This window comes from Pseudomonas sp. DD1 (assembly GCF_044510355.1).
Taxonomy (GTDB): Bacteria; Pseudomonadota; Gammaproteobacteria; order Pseudomonadales; family Pseudomonadaceae; genus Aquipseudomonas; species Aquipseudomonas shahriarae.
Genome location: NZ_MSAJ01000022.1, coordinates 68,099 through 83,911, shown reverse-complemented (window position 1 = coordinate 83,911; position 15,813 = coordinate 68,099). Strand labels below are relative to the sequence as shown.

Here is a 15,813-nt window from a genome sequence, read left to right as displayed (position 1 = left end):
AGCGATCATGACAACAACAATAACCCCCGACTCGCGCTGGACGCGGCGCCGCGACGAGAAGCAGCGGCGGCTCGGGCTGGTGCAGGCGTTTGCCGACGGGGCCGTGCTGCCCAGCGACCGGATCGTCGAGGCCCTGCAAGCCCTGATCCTGCCCGGCGACCGGGTGGTGCTGGAAGGCAATAACCAGAAGCAGGCTGACTTTCTCTCGCGCTCCCTGGCCAAGGCTGACCCGGCCGTACTCCATGACTTGCACATGATCATGCCCAGCGTCGGGCGTTCCGAGCACCTGGACCTGTTTGAAAAGGGCATCGCACGCAAACTCGATTTCTCGTTTGCCGGCACCCAATCCCTGCGCATCAGCCAGCTCCTTGAAGACGGCCTGCTGGAAGTCGGCGCGATCCACACCTACATCGAACTCTATGCGCGACTGGTCGTAGACCTGATCCCCAACGTGGTGCTGTCCGCCGGCTTTATGGCCGACCGCGCCGGCAATATCTACACCGGCCCCAGTACCGAAGACACCCCGGCGCTGATCGAGCCGGCGGCCTTCAGCGATGGCATCGTCATCGTGCAGGTCAACCAATTGGTCGACGACGTCAGCGACTTGCCCCGTGTGGACATCCCGGCCAGTTGGGTGGATTTCGTGGTGGTGGCCGACAAACCCTTCTATATCGAACCGCTGTTCACCCGTGACCCCCGGCATATCAAGCCGGTGCATGTGTTGATGGCGATGATGGCGATCCGTGGCATCTACGAAAAACACAATGTGCAGTCGCTGAACCATGGCATTGGTTTCAACACTGCCGCGATTGAACTGATCCTGCCGACCTACGGCGAGTCCCTGGGCCTTAAAGGCAAGATCTGCCGCAACTGGACCCTCAACCCGCACCCGACGCTGATCCCCGCCATCGAAAGTGGCTGGGTCGAAAGCGTGCATTGCTTCGGCACCGAACTGGGCATGGAAAACTACATCGCCGCGCGCCCGGATGTGTTCTTCACCGGTCGCGACGGCTCGTTGCGCTCCAACCGGATGTTCTGCCAACTGGCGGGGCAATACGCGGTGGACCTGTTTATCGGCGCCACCTTGCAGGTGGATGGCGACGGTCATTCGTCCACGGTGACCCGTGGCCGGCTCGCCGGGTTTGGTGGCGCGCCGAATATGGGCCACGACCCGCGCGGGCGCCGCCACGGCACCCCGGCCTGGCTCGACATGCGCCACGACGATGCACCCGAAGCCTTGCTGGAACGCGGCAAAAAACTGGTGGTGCAAATGGTCGAGACCTTCCAGGAGGGCGGCAAACCGACCTTCGTCGACACCCTCGACGCGGTGGAAGTGGCGCGCAAAAGCGGCATGCCCCTGGCGCCGATCATGATTTACGGCGACGACGTGACCCACTTGCTCACCGAAGAAGGCATCGCCTACCTGTACAAGGCGCGCTCCCTGGAAGAGCGCCAGGCGATGATCGCGGCGGTCGCCGGGGTGACTGCCATCGGCTTGCGCCACAACCCCAAGGATACCGCGCGCATGCGCCGCGAAGGCCTGATCGCCTTGCCCGAAGACCTCGGCATCCGCCGTACCGACGCCACCCGCGAACTGCTGGCGGCCAAAAGCGTGGCCGACCTGGTGGACTGGTCCGGTGGCCTGTACAACCCGCCCGCCAAGTTCAGGAGCTGGTAAATGCACGCACTCAAACTGCACACACTGACCCTGGCCGAGCAACTGGCGGACCTGGCGGTCGAGGCGCTGATCGACGAAGCGGACCTGTCGCCCAAACCGGCGTTGGTGGATCGGCGCGGCAATGGCGCCCATCAGGATTTGCACCTGGGCTTGATGCACGCCTCGGCGCTGTCCCTGTGGCCGGCCTTCAAGGAAATGGCCGAAGCGGCGATTGCCCTGGGTGAAATTGGCCTGCCGCTGCGCGAAGCCCTCGGCCGTATCGGCCGCGAAGGCGAGCAGGCGATGCTCGCCACTACCCAGGGCGTGAACACTCACCGTGGCGCGATCTGGGCCCTCGGTCTGTTGGTGGCTGCTGCCGCGCTGGACCCCACCTCCCGTCACGCCAGTGCCCTGAGCCTGCGGGCTGCGCGCCTGGCCCTGCTCAATGACCGTTTTGCACCGCAACCGCTCAGCCACGGCGCGCAAGTCGCGCAACGCTATGGCGTGCGTGGCGCCCGCGAAGAAGCGCAACTGGGCTTCCCCGCCGTGCTGCAACGCGGCCTGCCGCAACTGCATGCAAGCCGCCTGCAACACCACGGCGAGCAGAACGCGCGCCTCGACGCACTGTTGGCGATCATGACCCAACTGGCCGACACCTGCGTGCTCTACCGCGCCGGCACCGACGGCCTGCAGGCCATGCAACTAGGCGCCCAGGCCGTGTTGGATGCGGGCGGCAGCGCGAGCCTGGCGGGGCGGCGTCGCCTCAATGAATTGGACCAGCAACTGCTGGCGCTGAATGCTTCCCCCGGTGGCGCCGCCGACCTGTTGGCCGCGTGCCTGTTTATCGACCGCATCGAGTCTTGCGACGGAGCGTTTTGATGGAAACCCTATCTTTTGAATTCCCCGCCGGGCAGCCGCCCAAAGGCCGCGCGCTGGTGGGTTGCGTCGGTTCCGGCGACCTTGAAGTGTTGCTGGAACCAGGTACGGCGGGCACCTTGAGCATCCAGGTGCAAACCTCGGTCAACGGCGCCGAGCAACGCTGGCAGCACCTGTTCCAGCGGATCTTCCAGGAACAGACCCCACCGGCCTTGAACATTCAGATCCACGATTTTGGCGCCACCCCCGGCGTGGTGCGTTTGCGCCTGGAGCAAGGTTTCGAGGAGCTGGGCCATGACTGATTTACTCAATAGGCACAGCTTCGTCGAACTCGGTGCCCGCCAGCGGGCCAAGGCCTTGCTGGATGCCGGCAGCTACCGCGAACTGATCGACCCGTTCCAGCGCGTGATGTCGCCGTGGTTGAGTCGCCAGGGCGTGGTACCGCAGGCCGACGATGGGGTGGTGATCGCCAAGGGCACGCTCGACGGCCTGCCGCTGGTGATTGCGGCCATCGAAGGCAACTTCCAGGGCGGCAGCCTGGGTGAAGTGGGCGGCGCGAAAATCGCCGGCGCCCTGGAACTGGCCGCCGAGGACAACCGCAACGGCATTCCCACGCGGGCTGTGTTGCTGCTGGAAACCGGCGGCGTGCGCTTGCAGGAAGCCAACCTCGGGCTGGCGGCGATTGCCGATATCCACGCCGCGATTGTCGACCTGCGCCAGTACCAGCCGGTGATCGGCGTGGTGGCCGGCAGCGTGGGCTGTTTTGGCGGCATGTCCATTGCCGCTGGCCTGTGCAGTTACTTGCTGGTGACCCGCGAAGCACGCCTGGGCTTGAACGGCCCACAAGTGATCGAACAGGAAGCCGGCCTTGAAGAATACGACTCCCGTGACCGGCCCTTTATCTGGAGCCTGACCGGCGGCGAGCAGCGCTTCAACAGCGGCTTGGCCGACCGTTATGTGGCGGACGATGTGGCGCAGATCCGCCAGCAGATCAGTGAACTGTTGCAGCAAGGTTTGCCGGCAGCGCCGCGCAGCCGCCAGGCCGACTATTACCTGGCGCGCCTGGCTGCACTGGATACCGAACCGCAGATCGAGCCGGCGACGGTTCGCGACCTGTATCAGGGAGAACGCCCATGAGAGGCTTGCAGTGGTTCAACGCATTGAGCGCCGGCGCAGCGCCAGTGGCGGGTTTGCCGGCGTCGTTGAAAGTCGCCGATGGCGTGCTCGGCGAGCAGGCCGTGCGTTTTATCGCGGTGGTGCCGGATGCTGCCAACCGCTTCCCCCGGGTGCGCCAGGGGGAAGTCGGTTTGCTGGAAGGCTGGGGCCTGGCCAAGGCGGTGGATGAAGCCGTCGCCAGCGGCGATCAACGCCCGATTGTTGCCATCGTCGACGTGCCCAGCCAGGCCTATGGCCGTCGCGAAGAAGCCCTGGGCATCCATCAAGCCCTGGCGGCGGCGGCAGACAGTTATGCCCGCGCGCGCCTGGCCGGGCACCCGGTGATCGGGTTGCTGGTGGGCAAGGCCATGTCCGGGGCGTTTCTCGCCCATGGCTACCAGGCCAATCGCCTGATCGCCCTGCGCGACCCTGGGGTGATGGTGCACGCCATGGGCAAAGCCTCGGCGGCGCGGGTGACCCTGCGCAGTGTCGAAGAACTGGAAGCCCTGGCCGCCAGCGTGCCGCCCATGGCCTATGACATCGACAGCTATGCCAGCCTCGGCTTGCTCTGGGAAACCCTGACGGTCAGCCAGATCGAACAGCCGACCGTCGACGACCTGGCGCGGGTCAGGGATTGCCTGGTGCAGGCGATCAAGGATGTGCAGAACAGCGGCGTGCGCGATTTGCGCGGGCGCCTGGGCGCCGCCAACCGTGCCGCGTCCAGCCATGTGCGCCAACTGCTGCGGGAACAATGGTGAACGCCCACGACTTGCTCTGGGGCATGACCCCAGCGCACCTGCCTGCTGACGCACCGGCCTGGGTACTGGCGGTGATCGGGGCGGGGCAGCCGGTGGTGGTACGCCGGGCGCTGGCCGAACCGGGCTATGTGGCGGTGGGTGTGCGTGGGCGTTTGCGCGAGCAGCGTTTTGCGGCCGTGATGCCCCTGGCGGCTGTGCAACGGCGAGTGACACCCGAGGCCCTGCGCGGGGTGATTTCGCCCCGGAATCTACCGGCGTTGCGCGCCCTCGATCAACTGCGGCCGGTGCTGGCGCAAGAGGCTTGGGGCGTGACCGGCAGCGCGGGGTTCGAGTTGGCCACGGGCATTGAAGCGCTGCATGCCCAGAGCGATCTGGACCTGCTGCTGCGCACTCCCGAGCGTCTTGATCGCGGCGATGCCGAGGGTCTGCTGGCGATTCTGGACACCGCGCCGTGTGCCGTGGACCTGCAATTGCAAACCCCATATGGCGCCGTCGCCTTGCGCGAATGGGCCGGCCCAGCGCGGCGTGTGCTGCTGAAAAACGCCAGCGGTGCGCACTTGGTCAGCGACCCTTGGCAGGCGGTGGCATGAGCAGCCTCCTGGTGTTTCCGGGGCAGGGCGCCCAGCGTCCGGGCATGCTCCAGCAACTGCCCGCCAGTGTCCTTGATGAGGCCAGTGATGCGTTGGTCGAAGATGTGCGCCAGCTCGATTCGGCGCACGCCCTGGCCAGCACCCGCGCTGTGCAACTGTGCCTGCTGATCGCCGGCGTGGCCCATGCCCGGCAATTGCAACGCATCCCGGATTACGTGGCGGGTCTGTCCATCGGAGCCTATCCGGCGGCGGTGATCGCGGGCGCCGTGGAGTTTGCCGATGCGCTACGGCTGGTCAGCCTGCGCGGTGAACTGATGCAGCACGCTTATCCACAGGGCTATGGCATGACCGCACTGATCGGCGTGGAGTTATCCACCGTCGAAAGCGTGCTCGCCGAGGTCCACAGCACGCAAACCCCGGTGTACCTGGCCAATATCAATGCCGACAACCAGTGCGTGATTGCCGGCAGCGATGCCGGCATGCAGCGTGTCGCGGATCGTGTCAAAGGCCAGGCCGTGGCCAAGCGCCTGGCCGTCAGCGTGCCGTCTCATTGCGCACTGCTGGAGCAGCCGGCCGAGGCCCTCGCCGAGGCATTCGCCAAGGTTGCGCTCCATGCGCCGGCCATCACTTACCTGAGCAGTACCCGGGCGCGGCCGATCCGTGATCCCGCGCAGTTGCGCGACGACCTGGCGTTCAACATGTGCCGCATCGTCGATTGGCGCGGCACCGTGCAAAGCGCCTATGAGCGTGGTGTACGCCTGCAGATCGAACTGCCACCGGGCGCAGTCCTCACTGGCCTGGCGCGGCGTGTGTTTGAGCAAGGCACCGTGATCGCCTTCGAAGGCGCGCGCCTGGACACCTTGCAGGCCCTGCTGGAACAGGAGGGCCGCCACCACCGATAAAGCGTGAGCTTGGCTTTCGAAGCACAAAAACAACAATTTCGATCAAGCATCAAGAGGACTACCAGCATGATTATTTACGGTGTGGCGTTTCTGGCCTTGTGTACCCTTGCAGGCTTGTTTGTCGGCGAGCTGTTGGGCCAATGGATGGGCATTCCGGCCAACGTCGGCGGGGTGGGAATCGCGATGTTGCTGCTGATCGGCCTGGGCAGTTACCTCGGCAAGCGTGGCCTGTTTACCGGCAAATCCGAGCAGGGCGTGAGCTTCTGGGCGGCGGTGTACATTCCCATTGTGGTAGCCATGGCGGCCCAGCAAAACGTGTATGGCGCGATCAGTGGCGGCCCCATGGCGATTCTCGCCGGTACGAGCGCGGTGGTGGTGGCATTTGCTCTGGTGCCGGTGCTGGTACGCCTCGGCAACCGTGAGCCGGATGCGGTCGTTCCCACCAAGTCGGCAGGGTGAGCGCCATGTACGAATCCTTGATGAAAGTCATCACCGGCTACGGCCTGATCAGTGGTTTTGCGGTGATCGGCCTGACCATGTGGGTGTCCTACTGGATCAGCGACAACTTCACCAAAGGCCGCCTGCATGGCTCGGCCATCGCGATTCTGCTGGGGCTGGTGTTGTCCTATGTGGGCGGTGCGTTTACCGGTGGGGCCAAGGGCGTGGTGGATATCCCGCTGCTGTCGGGCATCGGCTTGCTGGGCGGGGCGATGCTGCGGGACTTTGCCATCGTCGCCACCGCGTTTGGCGTGAGCGTCGATGAACTCAAACGCGCCGGGTATGTGGGGGTGCTGGCGTTGTTTGTCGGCGTCGGTTCGTCATTTATCGCCGGCGTCGGGGTGGCCATGGCGTTTGGTTATACCGATGCGGTTAGCCTGACCACCATCGGCGCGGGTGCTGTGACCTATATCGTCGGGCCGGTGACCGGGGCGGCGATTGGCGCCAGTTCCGAGGTGATGGCACTGTCGATTGCGGCGGGGTTGATCAAGGCCATTTTGGTGATGGTAATGACCCCGTTCGTCGCGCCGCTGATCGGCCTGAACAGCCCGCGCAGTGCGGTGATCTTTGGCGGGTTGATGGGCACCTCCAGCGGTGTGGCTGGCGGGTTGGCGGCGACTGATCCGAAGCTGGTGCCTTATGGCTGCCTGACGGCGGCGTTTTATACGGCGCTGGGGTGTTTGTTGGGGCCTTCGTTGTTGTTTTTGCTGATGCGGGGGTTGGTGGGGTAGGGCACAACATTTCGATTGAATGATCGGGCCTCATCGCGGGCAAGTCGCACAGCAGCTCCCACATTTTGATGTGTGAATACATTCAAATGTGGGAGCGGCGGTGCGACGATTCCACTTGCCTGCGATGGCGGTTTCAAATTTGCCGATTGGCATACATCCGACACTCCGCCAACAACGCCAGCAAGTTCGGATCACGCTCCTTGGCCTTCAAGAACACCACGCCAATGTGCTGCTGCAACCGGTAGCGTGGCTGCAACGGGATCAGCTTGACCCGGTTCTCATACACCGCCGCAATCCTCCCCGGCAGCAGCGCATAGCCAACGCCCGAGCTGACCATGCTCAGCAGGGTGAAGATGTCGTTGACCTGCATCGCCACCTTCGGCTCGAAGCCCGCCTGCTTGAACACCCGCGCACCGTCCTGGTGGGTGGCGAAGCCTTGGGTCAGGGTGATGAAGGTGGCGTCGCGCACCTGGGCCAGGTCGATTTCCTGTTCGCGGTCCAGGGGCGAGTCGGCGGGGGTGGCGAGGAAGATGTCGTCGGAAAACAGCTGGATCTGCGCGCAGTCCGGCTCGACGGCCTGGTCGTCGAGGGAGATCAGGATCGCATCCACTTCCATGTTCTTGAGCTTGTACATCAGGTCGACGTTGGAGCCCAGGATCAGGTCGATATTCAGCTCGCTGCGCCTGATTTTCAGGCCCATGATCAGTTGCGGCACGGTCTTGACCGTCAGTGAATACAAGGCGCCGAGCTTGAAACGTTCGGCAGAGAAACCGGCGGCTTCGCGGGTCAGGCGCACGCTGTCGACCACCTCTTGCACCAGCTTCTGTGCGCGTTCTTCGAGGACGTAGGCGCTTTCCAGCGGGGTGAGGTTACGCCCTTCGTGTTTGAACAGCGGGCAACGCAGGGCGTTTTCCAGGGAGTGGATGGCCCGGTGCACGCTGACATTGCTGGTCTGCAACTCGGCGGCGGCGCGGGCCAGGTTGCCGGTGCGCATGAAGGCCAGGAAGATTTCCAGTTTCTTGAGGGTGAATTCTTCGTCGATCAGCATGGCGATGACTCTTATTCGAATGCGTTCGATTGTGCCCGCAAAACCCCGCTGCTCCCAGCCATGTAGCGCCATCTGTACCGCAGTCGTCATAACGGTCTTGCACTCTCGTCTGGCAGGCCTGAGCCTTATGGGGTAGACGCAGCAGTTTTGGAGGTCGGCGACACATGTATCACGGAGAACGATTCAACGCCTGGAGCCATTTGCTCGGCGCCGTGGCAGCCTTTATCGGCGCGGTGTGGATGTTGGTGGTGGCGAGTATGGACGGCAGCCCGTGGAAGATCGTCAGCGTGGCGATCTACGGGTTTACGCTGCTGGTGCTGTACAGCGCCTCGACGGTGTATCACAGCGTGCGCGGGCGCAAGAAAGCGATCATGCAGAAGGTCGACCACTTTTCGATCTACCTGCTGATCGCCGGCAGCTACACGCCGTTTTGCCTAGTGACCCTGCACGGGCCGTGGGGCTGGACGCTGTTCGGGATTGTCTGGGGGCTGGCGGTGATCGGGATCCTGCAGGAGATCAAGCCGCGTTCCGAGGCGCGCATATTGTCGATTGTGATTTATGCGGTGATGGGCTGGATTGTGTTGGTGGCGGTCAAGCCGTTGATTGCCGCGCTGGGCATGGACGGGTTTATCTGGCTGGCGTCGGGTGGGGTGTTGTACACGGTGGGGATTATCTTTTTTGCCCTGGAACACCGGTTAAGGCATTCCCATGGGATCTGGCACTTGTTTGTGATTGGCGGCAGCCTGCTGCATTTTGTGGCGATCATGCGCTACGTGCTCTGAAACTGTAGCCGCTAGCTTGTGTGGGAGCTGGCTTGCCTGCGATAGCATCACTGCGGTTTAACTGATGAACCGAGGCGCCTGCATCGCAGGCAAGCCAGCTCCCACACAAGCCAGTCCCACATGGGTTTTGTGGTGTTTTAGAGACGGTCTAACTGCTCCTGGGCACGGCTGCCAAAGATCTCCAACAGGCTCGCCAACATATGCGGCGGCGGTTCGTCGGCGCGGGTCAGGGCATACAGGGTGATGGGCAGCGGCGGGGCCAGGGGGCGGATGCAGGTGCTGTCGGTGGATGCACCCAGCGCGGTGAAAGGGTCGATCACCGCCAGGCCGGCGCCGGATTCGACCATGGCGCGGGCCAGGGAATAGGTCTGCACCGAGATCCGCACGCGCGGCGGCGGCTCGACCGCTTCCAGGTAGCTGTCGAGCCGCGCCGACAGTGGGTCGGCACTCGACAGGCCAATCAACGGCGCGCCCGCCAGGGCCATCAAGGGCAAGGGCTTGCCCAGTTCCGACGCCGGCCAGAAGCCCCGTGGCGCCAGGGCCACCAACACGCCGTGGGCCAATGCCTGGGCCTTGAGCCCCGGATGGTCCGGGGACTTGAGGGTCAGCGCCACATCCATCTCGCGCATCAACAGGTTTTGCACCAGCTCACGGCTGTGGGCGCTGGACAGTTCGCAGGCGATGTCCGGGTAGCGCTGGGTCCATTCGCCAATCGCTGGCGGCAGCAGCGACAAGGCCAGGGCTGGCGTGGCGCCGATGCGCAGGCTTTGGCCGGGTGCGCGCCGCAGGTTCTGCGCCAGGCGCCGCACGCCTTGCAGGCTTTCGCTGACCTTATCGACTTCGCGCTCCAGGGCCAGGGCTTCCGGGGTGGGCTGCAGCTTGCCGCGGATGCGCAGGAACAGCGGGAAGCCCAGTTGCAGCTCGGCATGTTGCAGCACCTTGGTCACCGCCGGTTGCGAGACATGCAGCAACTGCGCGGCGGCGCTGACCGAGCCGGTCTGGCGGATGGCCTGGAAGATTTCGATATGACGCAAGCGCATGACGAGTCCATAACCTTTGTTTATAGGTGGCCCATCTTTATTCATTGTCCGGCGCCTGTCACCTGCCCCTACCCTTGGACGCTCATTACAACGCTTGGGAATCGACATGGCTCAGCAGGTTTGCATCATTGGCGGTGGGGTCATCGGTCTGGCGAGTGCCTATGCCCTGGTGCGCGCCGGCATGGACGTGACGGTGGTCGAGGCCCGCGACAGCCTGGGCAGCGAGACCAGCTTTGCCAATGGCGGCCAGTTGTCCTATCGCTACGTTGCGCCGCTGGCGGACAAAGGTGTGCCGCTGCAAGCCATTGGCTGGCTGCTGCGCGGTGATTCACCCTTGAAGCTGCGCCCGCGCCTGGACCCGGCGCAATGGCGTTGGATGGCCTCGTTCCTTGGCGCCTGCCGGGCTTCGGTAAACAAGCGCAATGCCGGCCACTTGTTGCGCCTGGCCAGCCTGAGCCAGGGCATCTTGCAGCAGTGGCGCGAAGAAGACGGGCTGGACGGTTTCGACTGGAAACGCAACGGCAAGCTGGTGACGTTTCGCAGCCACCACACGTTTGAACACGCTCGCAATAAGGTGCTCAATCGCCTGCAACAGCAAGTGCTGTCGGCGGCCGATTGCACGCGCCTGGAACCGACCCTGGGGGCCACGGATTTTGTCGGGGGCATCTACACACCCAATGAAGAAGTGGCGGATTGTCATGGCTTCTGCCAGCAATTAGCGGCACGCCTGGAAGCGTCGGGTCGTTGCCGGTTTGTGCTGGGGCGCAAAGTCACGGGCATCCGCCATGCCAACGGCACGGTGCAGGCGATTGAGTTGGGTGGCGAGGTGATGCCGGTGCAGCACCTGGTGCTGGCGGCGGGGGTGCGCAGCCCCGAGTTGGCCTTGCCGGGCATCGCGTTGCCGCTGTATCCGCTCAAGGGCTACAGCCTGAGCGTGCCGATTGGCGAGCAGCACGCCGCACCGAAAATCAGCATCACCGACTATGACCGCAAGATCGTCTACGCACGGATCGGTGAGCAACTGCGGGTGGCGGCGATGGTCGACATCGTCGGCTTTGATACGGGCCTTGAGCCCAAGCGCCTGGCCCTGATCAAGCGCCAGGCCAGTGAGACGTTCCCCTTGGCCGGCGATTACAGCCAGGCCATCGAATGGGCCGGCATGCGCCCGGCCACCCCCAGCGGCGTGCCGCTGATTGGCGCCAGTGTGTACCGCAACCTGTGGCTCAACCTTGGCCATGGCGCCCTGGGTTTCACCCTGGCCTGTGGCAGCGGCCAGCTGTTGGCCGAACTGATCGGCCGGCATACCCCTTCCATTGATATGCAGGGCCTCGCGCCCCGCGCCGCATAGGACACTGCAATGACCATCACCCGGATCAACAGCAACAGTCGCCTGTCGGGCGCCGTGACCTTCCAGGACCTGGTATTCCTCTCCGGCCAGGTGCCGGGCGAGGGCCAGGACGTCGCCACCCAGACCCAAGAGGTGCTGGCCAAAATTGATGCGCTGCTGGCCGAAGCCGGCAGCGACAAGGATCATCTGCTCAACGCGACGATCTACCTGAAAAACATTCAGGAGGGCTTTGCGCCGATGAATGATGCCTGGTCCGCCTGGCTCACGCCCGGCCAGGCACCGACCCGCACCACCCTGCAGGCGGAGCTGGCACGCCCGAGTGTGCTGGTGGAAATCAGCGTCATCGCTGTGCGCCGCCCATAACAAGAAAACCAACGGAGAATAACAATGCAAAAAATCACGTTGATCGGCACTGCGCTGGGGCTGTTGTTGACTGCCCAGGCCCAGGCCAATGAAGCGCCGCTGACGGGCACCCTGGCCAAGGTCGCGAACGCCAAGAGCATCACCCTGGGCTATCGCGATGCGTCGGTGCCGTTTTCCTATGTCGGCGACCATACCGGCAAGCCCATGGGCTATTCGGTGGACCTGGCGAGCAAGATTGTCGAGCGCATCCAACAGAAGACCGGCGTGCCCCAGCTCAACGTGAAGTACAACCTGGTCACCTCCCAGACCCGTATTCCGTTGGTGATCAACGGTACCGTTGACCTGGAGTGCGGCTCCACCGGGGTGACGGCCGAGCGGCAGAAGCAGGTGGCGTTTTCCTATGGCTTTATCTATGTGAAGGGCCAGTTGCTCACTGCCAAGGACAGCGGTATCCAGCGCTTCGCCGACCTGCGCGGCAAGAACGTGGTGACCACTGCAGGCACCACCAACGAGCGCTTCCTCAAGAGCTACAACCACGAGCACAAGCTGGATATGTCGGTGATCAGCGCCAAGGATCACGGCGAGGCGTTCCAGATGCTGCAATCGGGCCGGGCCGTGGCGTTTTATATGGACGATGCGTTGCTCTACGGCGAGCGCGCCAAGGCCAAGGACCCGCACAAGTGGGTGGTGGTGGGCGAGGAGCAATCGCGGGAAATCTACAGCTGCATGGTGCGCAAGGACGACCCGCAGTTTCTGGCGGTGGTCAACGAGACCCTGGGCGAGCTGTACAGCTCGGGGGAAATCAATGGGATCTACCAGCGCTGGTTTGAACAGCCGATCCCGCCGAAGGGCTTGAACCTGGAATTCCCCATGACTAGCGAGCTGAAGGCGATTATTGCCAAGCCGGTCAGCGATCCGGTGGAGTAACCCACCCATCCCGATGTGGGAGCTGGCAAGCCAGCTCCCACAGTTTTGATTGGGTTTGCACAGTGGGGCTAGAAGTCGCCCCACAGTTGTTGCGCGACGGATAGCGCAACTACGGGCGCGGTCTCGGTGCGCAATACTCGCGGGCCCAGGCGTGCGGCGTGGAAGCCAGCATTTTGCGCGCTCTGGACTTCGCCATCGGTCAAGCCTCCCTCCGGGCCGATCAAAAACGCCAGGCTCGACGGTTTGGCATGACTCACCAGTGGCTCGGCCACCGGGTGCAGCACCAACTTCAAATCCGCCTCGGCTTGTTTCAACCAATCGGCCAGCAACAACGGTGGGTGAATCACCGGCACCGTGGAGCGCCCGCATTGCTCACAGGCGCTGATTGCGACCTGGCGCCAGTGCAGCAGGCGCTTGTCGGCGCGTTCGTCCTTGAGGCGCACTTCGCAGCGCTCGCTGAAAATCGGTGTGATGGCGTTGACCCCAAGCTCGGTGGCTTTCTGGATGGCCCAGTCCATGCGCTCGCCACGGGACAAACCCTGGCCCAGATGAATGTGCAAAGGCGACTCCACCTGGCCGGCGAAGGCTTCGGTCAGTTGCACTGTCACGCGTTTTTTCCCGACTTCCAGCAGGCTGCCGCGAAATTCCTGGCCAGAACCGTCGAACAGTTGCACGGCATCGCCTTCGTTCATGCGCAGCACGCGGCTGATGTAGTGCGCCTGGGCTTCGGGCAACTCGTGGTCGCCAAGGCTCAACGGGGTATCGGTGAAAAAGCGGGACAGTCTCATTTCTGTTCTCGGGAAAATGCAAAACCTGTGGGAGCCGGACTTGCCCGCGATGCGGCAGGCCAGGCGCCAGATTAATGGGGTGGGTTCAATCAGCCGGGGTCGCGAAAGCCTGGGTGGAAGTCCTTGGGCACGGCCACGCTGACTGTGCTGTTGGTGGCGATATCAATGCCTTCAGTGGCCACTTCAGCGAGGAAGTCGATCTGCTCCGGGGTAATCACGTACGGCGGCAGGAAGTACACCACACTGCCCAGCGGGCGCAGCAATGCGCCGCGTTCCAGGGCGTGCTCGAACACCTTCAGGCCGCGCCGTTCCTGCCAGGGGTAGGCGGTCTTGGTGGCCTTGTCCTGGACCATCTCGATGGCCAGCACCATGCCGGTCTGGCGCACTTCCGACACATGGGGGTGGTCCACCAGGTGCGCGGTGGCCGTGGCCATGCGCTGGGCCAGGGCCTTGTTGTTCTCGATGACGTTGTCTTCTTCGAAGATATCCAGGGTCGCCAGGGCCGCCGCACACGCCAACGGGTTGCCGGTGTAGCTGTGGGAGTGCAGGAACGCGCGCAGGGTCGGGTAGTCGTCGTAGAAGGCGCTGTACACATCTTCGGTGGTGACCACGGCGGCCAGCGGCAGGTAGCCGCCGGTGAGGGCCTTGGACAGGCACAGGAAGTCGGGGCGGATGCCCGCCTGCTCACAGGCGAACATGCTGCCGGTGCGGCCGAAACCCACTGCGACTTCGTCGTGGATCAGGTGCACGCCATACCGGTCGCAGGCTTCGCGCAGCAGCTTGAGGTACACCGGGTGGTACATGCGCATGCCACCGGCGCCCTGGATCAGCGGCTCGACGATCACCGCGGCGACGCTGTCGTGGTGGTCCGCCAGGGTCTGTTCCATGGCCTGGAACATGTTGCGCGAGTGTTCTTCCCAGCTCATGCCGGCGGGGCGCTGGTAGCAGTCCGGGCTGGGCACCTTGATGGTGTCCAGCAGCAGGGCCTTGTAGGTCTCGGTGAACAGTGGCACATCGCCTACCGACATCGCGGCGATGGTTTCGCCGTGGTAGCTGTTGGTCAGGGTGACAAAGCGCTTTTTATTCGGCTGGCCGCGGTTGAGCCAATAGTGAAAGCTCATCTTCAACGCGACTTCGATGCACGACGAGCCATTGTCGGCATAGAAGCAGCGAGTCAGGCCTTCGGGGGTGAGCTTGACCAGACGCTCGGACAGCTCGATCACCGGCTGGTGGCTGAAGCCGGCGAGGATCACGTGCTCCAGTTGGTCCACTTGGTCCTTGATGCGCTGATTGATACGCGGGTTGGCGTGGCCGAACACATTGACCCACCACGAGCTGACCGCATCGAGATAGCGCTTGCCTTCGAAGTCTTCCAGCCATACGCCTTCACCGCGCTTGATCGGCACCAGCGGCAGTTGCTGGTGGTCTTTCATCTGGGTGCAGGGATGCCACAGCACGGCGAGGTCGCGTTGCATCCACTGGTTATTCAAGCCCATCTTTTAGTCTCCTCGAAGCGCTGCCACTGCCTGCGCAGGCAAAACAATCGCGCAAGCCTATGCAATGGTGGGCTGTGTCACAACCCATGGGCGGTGAATTGGCAGTAAATGTAGGACGGTCTGTCACGTTTGTGCTGAATAGTCCTTAATCCCTAGTTAATTTACTGTTCATAGGCTCAATATCGGATAAGTCGATCTTTTGAAGCGAAATTTTCCGCTTTATGTCGATAAGTAAAACGCTAGTCTTGGGCACGGCTCTTACGGGATTTGGGGAATGCAACTACGAAACACATCGACCCGCTACGGCTGGGTCAGCATCGTTATCCACTGGAGTGTGGCGCTGGTGGTGTTTGGTTTGTTCGCGCTGGGCCTGTGGATGGTCGGCCTCGACTACTACAGCCTGTGGCGCAAAGACGCCCCGGACTTGCACAAAAGCATCGGTATTACGCTATTCGCCGTGATGCTGGTGCGGATTGTCTGGCGCCTGCTCAGCCCGCCGCCGCCCGCACTGGCCAGCTATAGCCGCATGACACGTATAGGCGCGGCGTTTGGCCATGCGTTCCTGTACGTCGGCTTGTTTGCCGTGATGATTGCCGGTTACCTGATTTCCACCGCAGACGGTGTCGGGATCCCGGTGTTTGGCCTGTTTGAAATTCCTGCCGTGGTTTCCGGTCTACCGGACCAGGCAGACGTAGCCGGCCTGGTGCATTTTTACCTGGCCTGGGTGCTGGTGGTGTTTGCCGGCCTGCATGGCGTGGCCGCGTTGAAACACCACTTCATTGATCGTGACGCGACCCTGGTTCGTATGCTGGGTCGCAAAGCCTGATGTTCAACCTCGACTCACAAGGAATAGA

General features: G+C 63.3%; 18 protein-coding genes. 14 read left to right on the top strand and 4 right to left on the bottom strand.

All coding sequences use genetic code 11. From position 1 onward, the window contains the following. Nucleotides 1-7 precede the first annotated feature (7 nt). From mdcA to madM, 9 genes are all read left to right on the top strand, one after another. The gene (gene mdcA / locus PSFL_RS13655; RefSeq protein ID WP_115129199.1) at nt 8-1,678 is read left to right on the top strand and encodes a malonate decarboxylase subunit alpha; all 1,671 of its coding nucleotides are present in this window, start codon (nt 8-10) and stop codon (nt 1,676-1,678) included. Then, entirely contained in the window at nt 1,679-2,536 is an 858-nt protein-coding gene (locus tag PSFL_RS13650; protein WP_057960875.1) for a triphosphoribosyl-dephospho-CoA synthase, read from the top strand. Continuing rightward, nucleotides 2,536-2,835, top strand: coding sequence for a malonate decarboxylase subunit delta (locus PSFL_RS13645; RefSeq protein WP_057960874.1), 300 nt, complete (start codon nt 2,536-2,538; stop codon nt 2,833-2,835). Before PSFL_RS13650 ends, PSFL_RS13645 begins: the two co-directional genes overlap by 1 nt. Beyond that, nucleotides 2,828-3,670 carry a biotin-independent malonate decarboxylase subunit beta gene (locus PSFL_RS13640; protein WP_397470177.1) on the top strand — a complete coding sequence of 281 codons (843 nt, stop codon included), beginning with the start codon at nt 2,828-2,830 and terminating at the stop codon, nt 3,668-3,670. Before PSFL_RS13645 ends, PSFL_RS13640 begins: the two co-directional genes overlap by 8 nt. After that, nucleotides 3,667-4,446 carry a biotin-independent malonate decarboxylase subunit gamma gene (gene mdcE / locus PSFL_RS13635; protein WP_397470176.1) on the top strand — a complete coding sequence of 260 codons (780 nt, stop codon included), beginning with the start codon at nt 3,667-3,669 and terminating at the stop codon, nt 4,444-4,446. The genes PSFL_RS13640 and mdcE overlap by 4 nt, the downstream gene beginning before the upstream one ends. Further along, entirely contained in the window at nt 4,440-5,036 is a 597-nt protein-coding gene (locus PSFL_RS13630) for a malonate decarboxylase holo-ACP synthase (protein WP_397470175.1), read from the top strand. The genes mdcE and PSFL_RS13630 overlap by 7 nt, the downstream gene beginning before the upstream one ends. After that, complete coding sequence (mdcH, locus tag PSFL_RS13625) at nt 5,033-5,938, top strand: malonate decarboxylase subunit epsilon (protein ID WP_397470174.1); 906 nt, start codon at nt 5,033-5,035, stop codon at nt 5,936-5,938. Before PSFL_RS13630 ends, mdcH begins: the two co-directional genes overlap by 4 nt. Nucleotides 5,939-6,004: 66 nt before the next feature. Continuing rightward, entirely contained in the window at nt 6,005-6,397 is a 393-nt protein-coding gene (gene madL, locus PSFL_RS13620; RefSeq protein ID WP_115129193.1) for a malonate transporter subunit MadL, read from the top strand. Between the two features lie 5 nt (nt 6,398-6,402). Next, nucleotides 6,403-7,167 (top strand): malonate transporter subunit MadM, encoded by a 765-nt coding sequence (madM, locus tag PSFL_RS13615; protein WP_115129192.1) that lies wholly within the window; start codon nt 6,403-6,405, stop codon nt 7,165-7,167. A gap of 133 nt (nt 7,168-7,300) precedes the next feature. Here the strand turns inward: madM and PSFL_RS13610 are convergent, their stop codons facing one another. Continuing rightward, nucleotides 7,301-8,215 carry a LysR substrate-binding domain-containing protein gene (locus PSFL_RS13610; protein ID WP_057440356.1) on the bottom strand — a complete coding sequence of 305 codons (915 nt, stop codon included), beginning with the start codon at nt 8,213-8,215 and terminating at the stop codon, nt 7,301-7,303. 164 nt (nt 8,216-8,379) lie between these two features. Here PSFL_RS13610 and PSFL_RS13605 point away from each other — a divergent pair, with 164 nt between their 5' ends. Continuing rightward, nucleotides 8,380-8,997: a hemolysin III family protein gene (locus PSFL_RS13605; protein ID WP_057440355.1), complete on the top strand. Its 618-nt coding sequence runs from the start codon at nt 8,380-8,382 to the stop codon at nt 8,995-8,997. Between the two features lie 137 nt (nt 8,998-9,134). Here the strand turns inward: PSFL_RS13605 and PSFL_RS13600 are convergent, their stop codons facing one another. Further along, nucleotides 9,135-10,037: a LysR family transcriptional regulator gene (locus PSFL_RS13600; RefSeq protein ID WP_170045713.1), complete on the bottom strand. Its 903-nt coding sequence runs from the start codon at nt 10,035-10,037 to the stop codon at nt 9,135-9,137. A gap of 106 nt (nt 10,038-10,143) precedes the next feature. On the opposite strand from PSFL_RS13600, the gene PSFL_RS13595 reads away from it, so the two are divergent. From PSFL_RS13595 to PSFL_RS13585, 3 genes are read left to right on the top strand one after another with little or no spacing between them, the layout of a single operon-like run. Continuing rightward, the gene (locus PSFL_RS13595; RefSeq protein ID WP_397470173.1) at nt 10,144-11,385 is read left to right on the top strand and encodes a D-amino acid dehydrogenase; all 1,242 of its coding nucleotides are present in this window, start codon (nt 10,144-10,146) and stop codon (nt 11,383-11,385) included. A 9-nt stretch (nt 11,386-11,394) separates the two neighbouring features. Further along, nucleotides 11,395-11,748 (top strand): RidA family protein, encoded by a 354-nt coding sequence (locus PSFL_RS13590; RefSeq protein ID WP_397470172.1) that lies wholly within the window; start codon nt 11,395-11,397, stop codon nt 11,746-11,748. Nucleotides 11,749-11,772: 24 nt separating this feature from the next. Continuing rightward, nucleotides 11,773-12,675 carry a transporter substrate-binding domain-containing protein gene (locus PSFL_RS13585; RefSeq protein WP_057960864.1) on the top strand — a complete coding sequence of 301 codons (903 nt, stop codon included), beginning with the start codon at nt 11,773-11,775 and terminating at the stop codon, nt 12,673-12,675. A 68-nt stretch (nt 12,676-12,743) separates the two neighbouring features. On the opposite strand, the gene PSFL_RS13580 is transcribed toward PSFL_RS13585, so the two are convergent. Together PSFL_RS13580 and PSFL_RS13575 are read right to left on the bottom strand one after the other, a co-directional pair. Continuing rightward, on the bottom strand, nt 12,744-13,463 hold the full coding sequence (locus PSFL_RS13580; protein ID WP_057440352.1) for a 16S rRNA (uracil(1498)-N(3))-methyltransferase: 720 nt from the start codon (nt 13,461-13,463) through the stop codon (nt 12,744-12,746). 89 nt (nt 13,464-13,552) lie between these two features. Further along, nucleotides 13,553-14,959 (bottom strand): adenosylmethionine--8-amino-7-oxononanoate transaminase, encoded by a 1,407-nt coding sequence (locus PSFL_RS13575; protein WP_397470171.1) that lies wholly within the window; start codon nt 14,957-14,959, stop codon nt 13,553-13,555. Between the two features lie 274 nt (nt 14,960-15,233). Between PSFL_RS13575 and PSFL_RS13570 the strand changes: the two genes are divergently transcribed. After that, the gene (locus PSFL_RS13570) at nt 15,234-15,785 is read left to right on the top strand and encodes a cytochrome b (protein WP_057440350.1); all 552 of its coding nucleotides are present in this window, start codon (nt 15,234-15,236) and stop codon (nt 15,783-15,785) included. Nucleotides 15,786-15,813 lie beyond the last annotated feature (28 nt).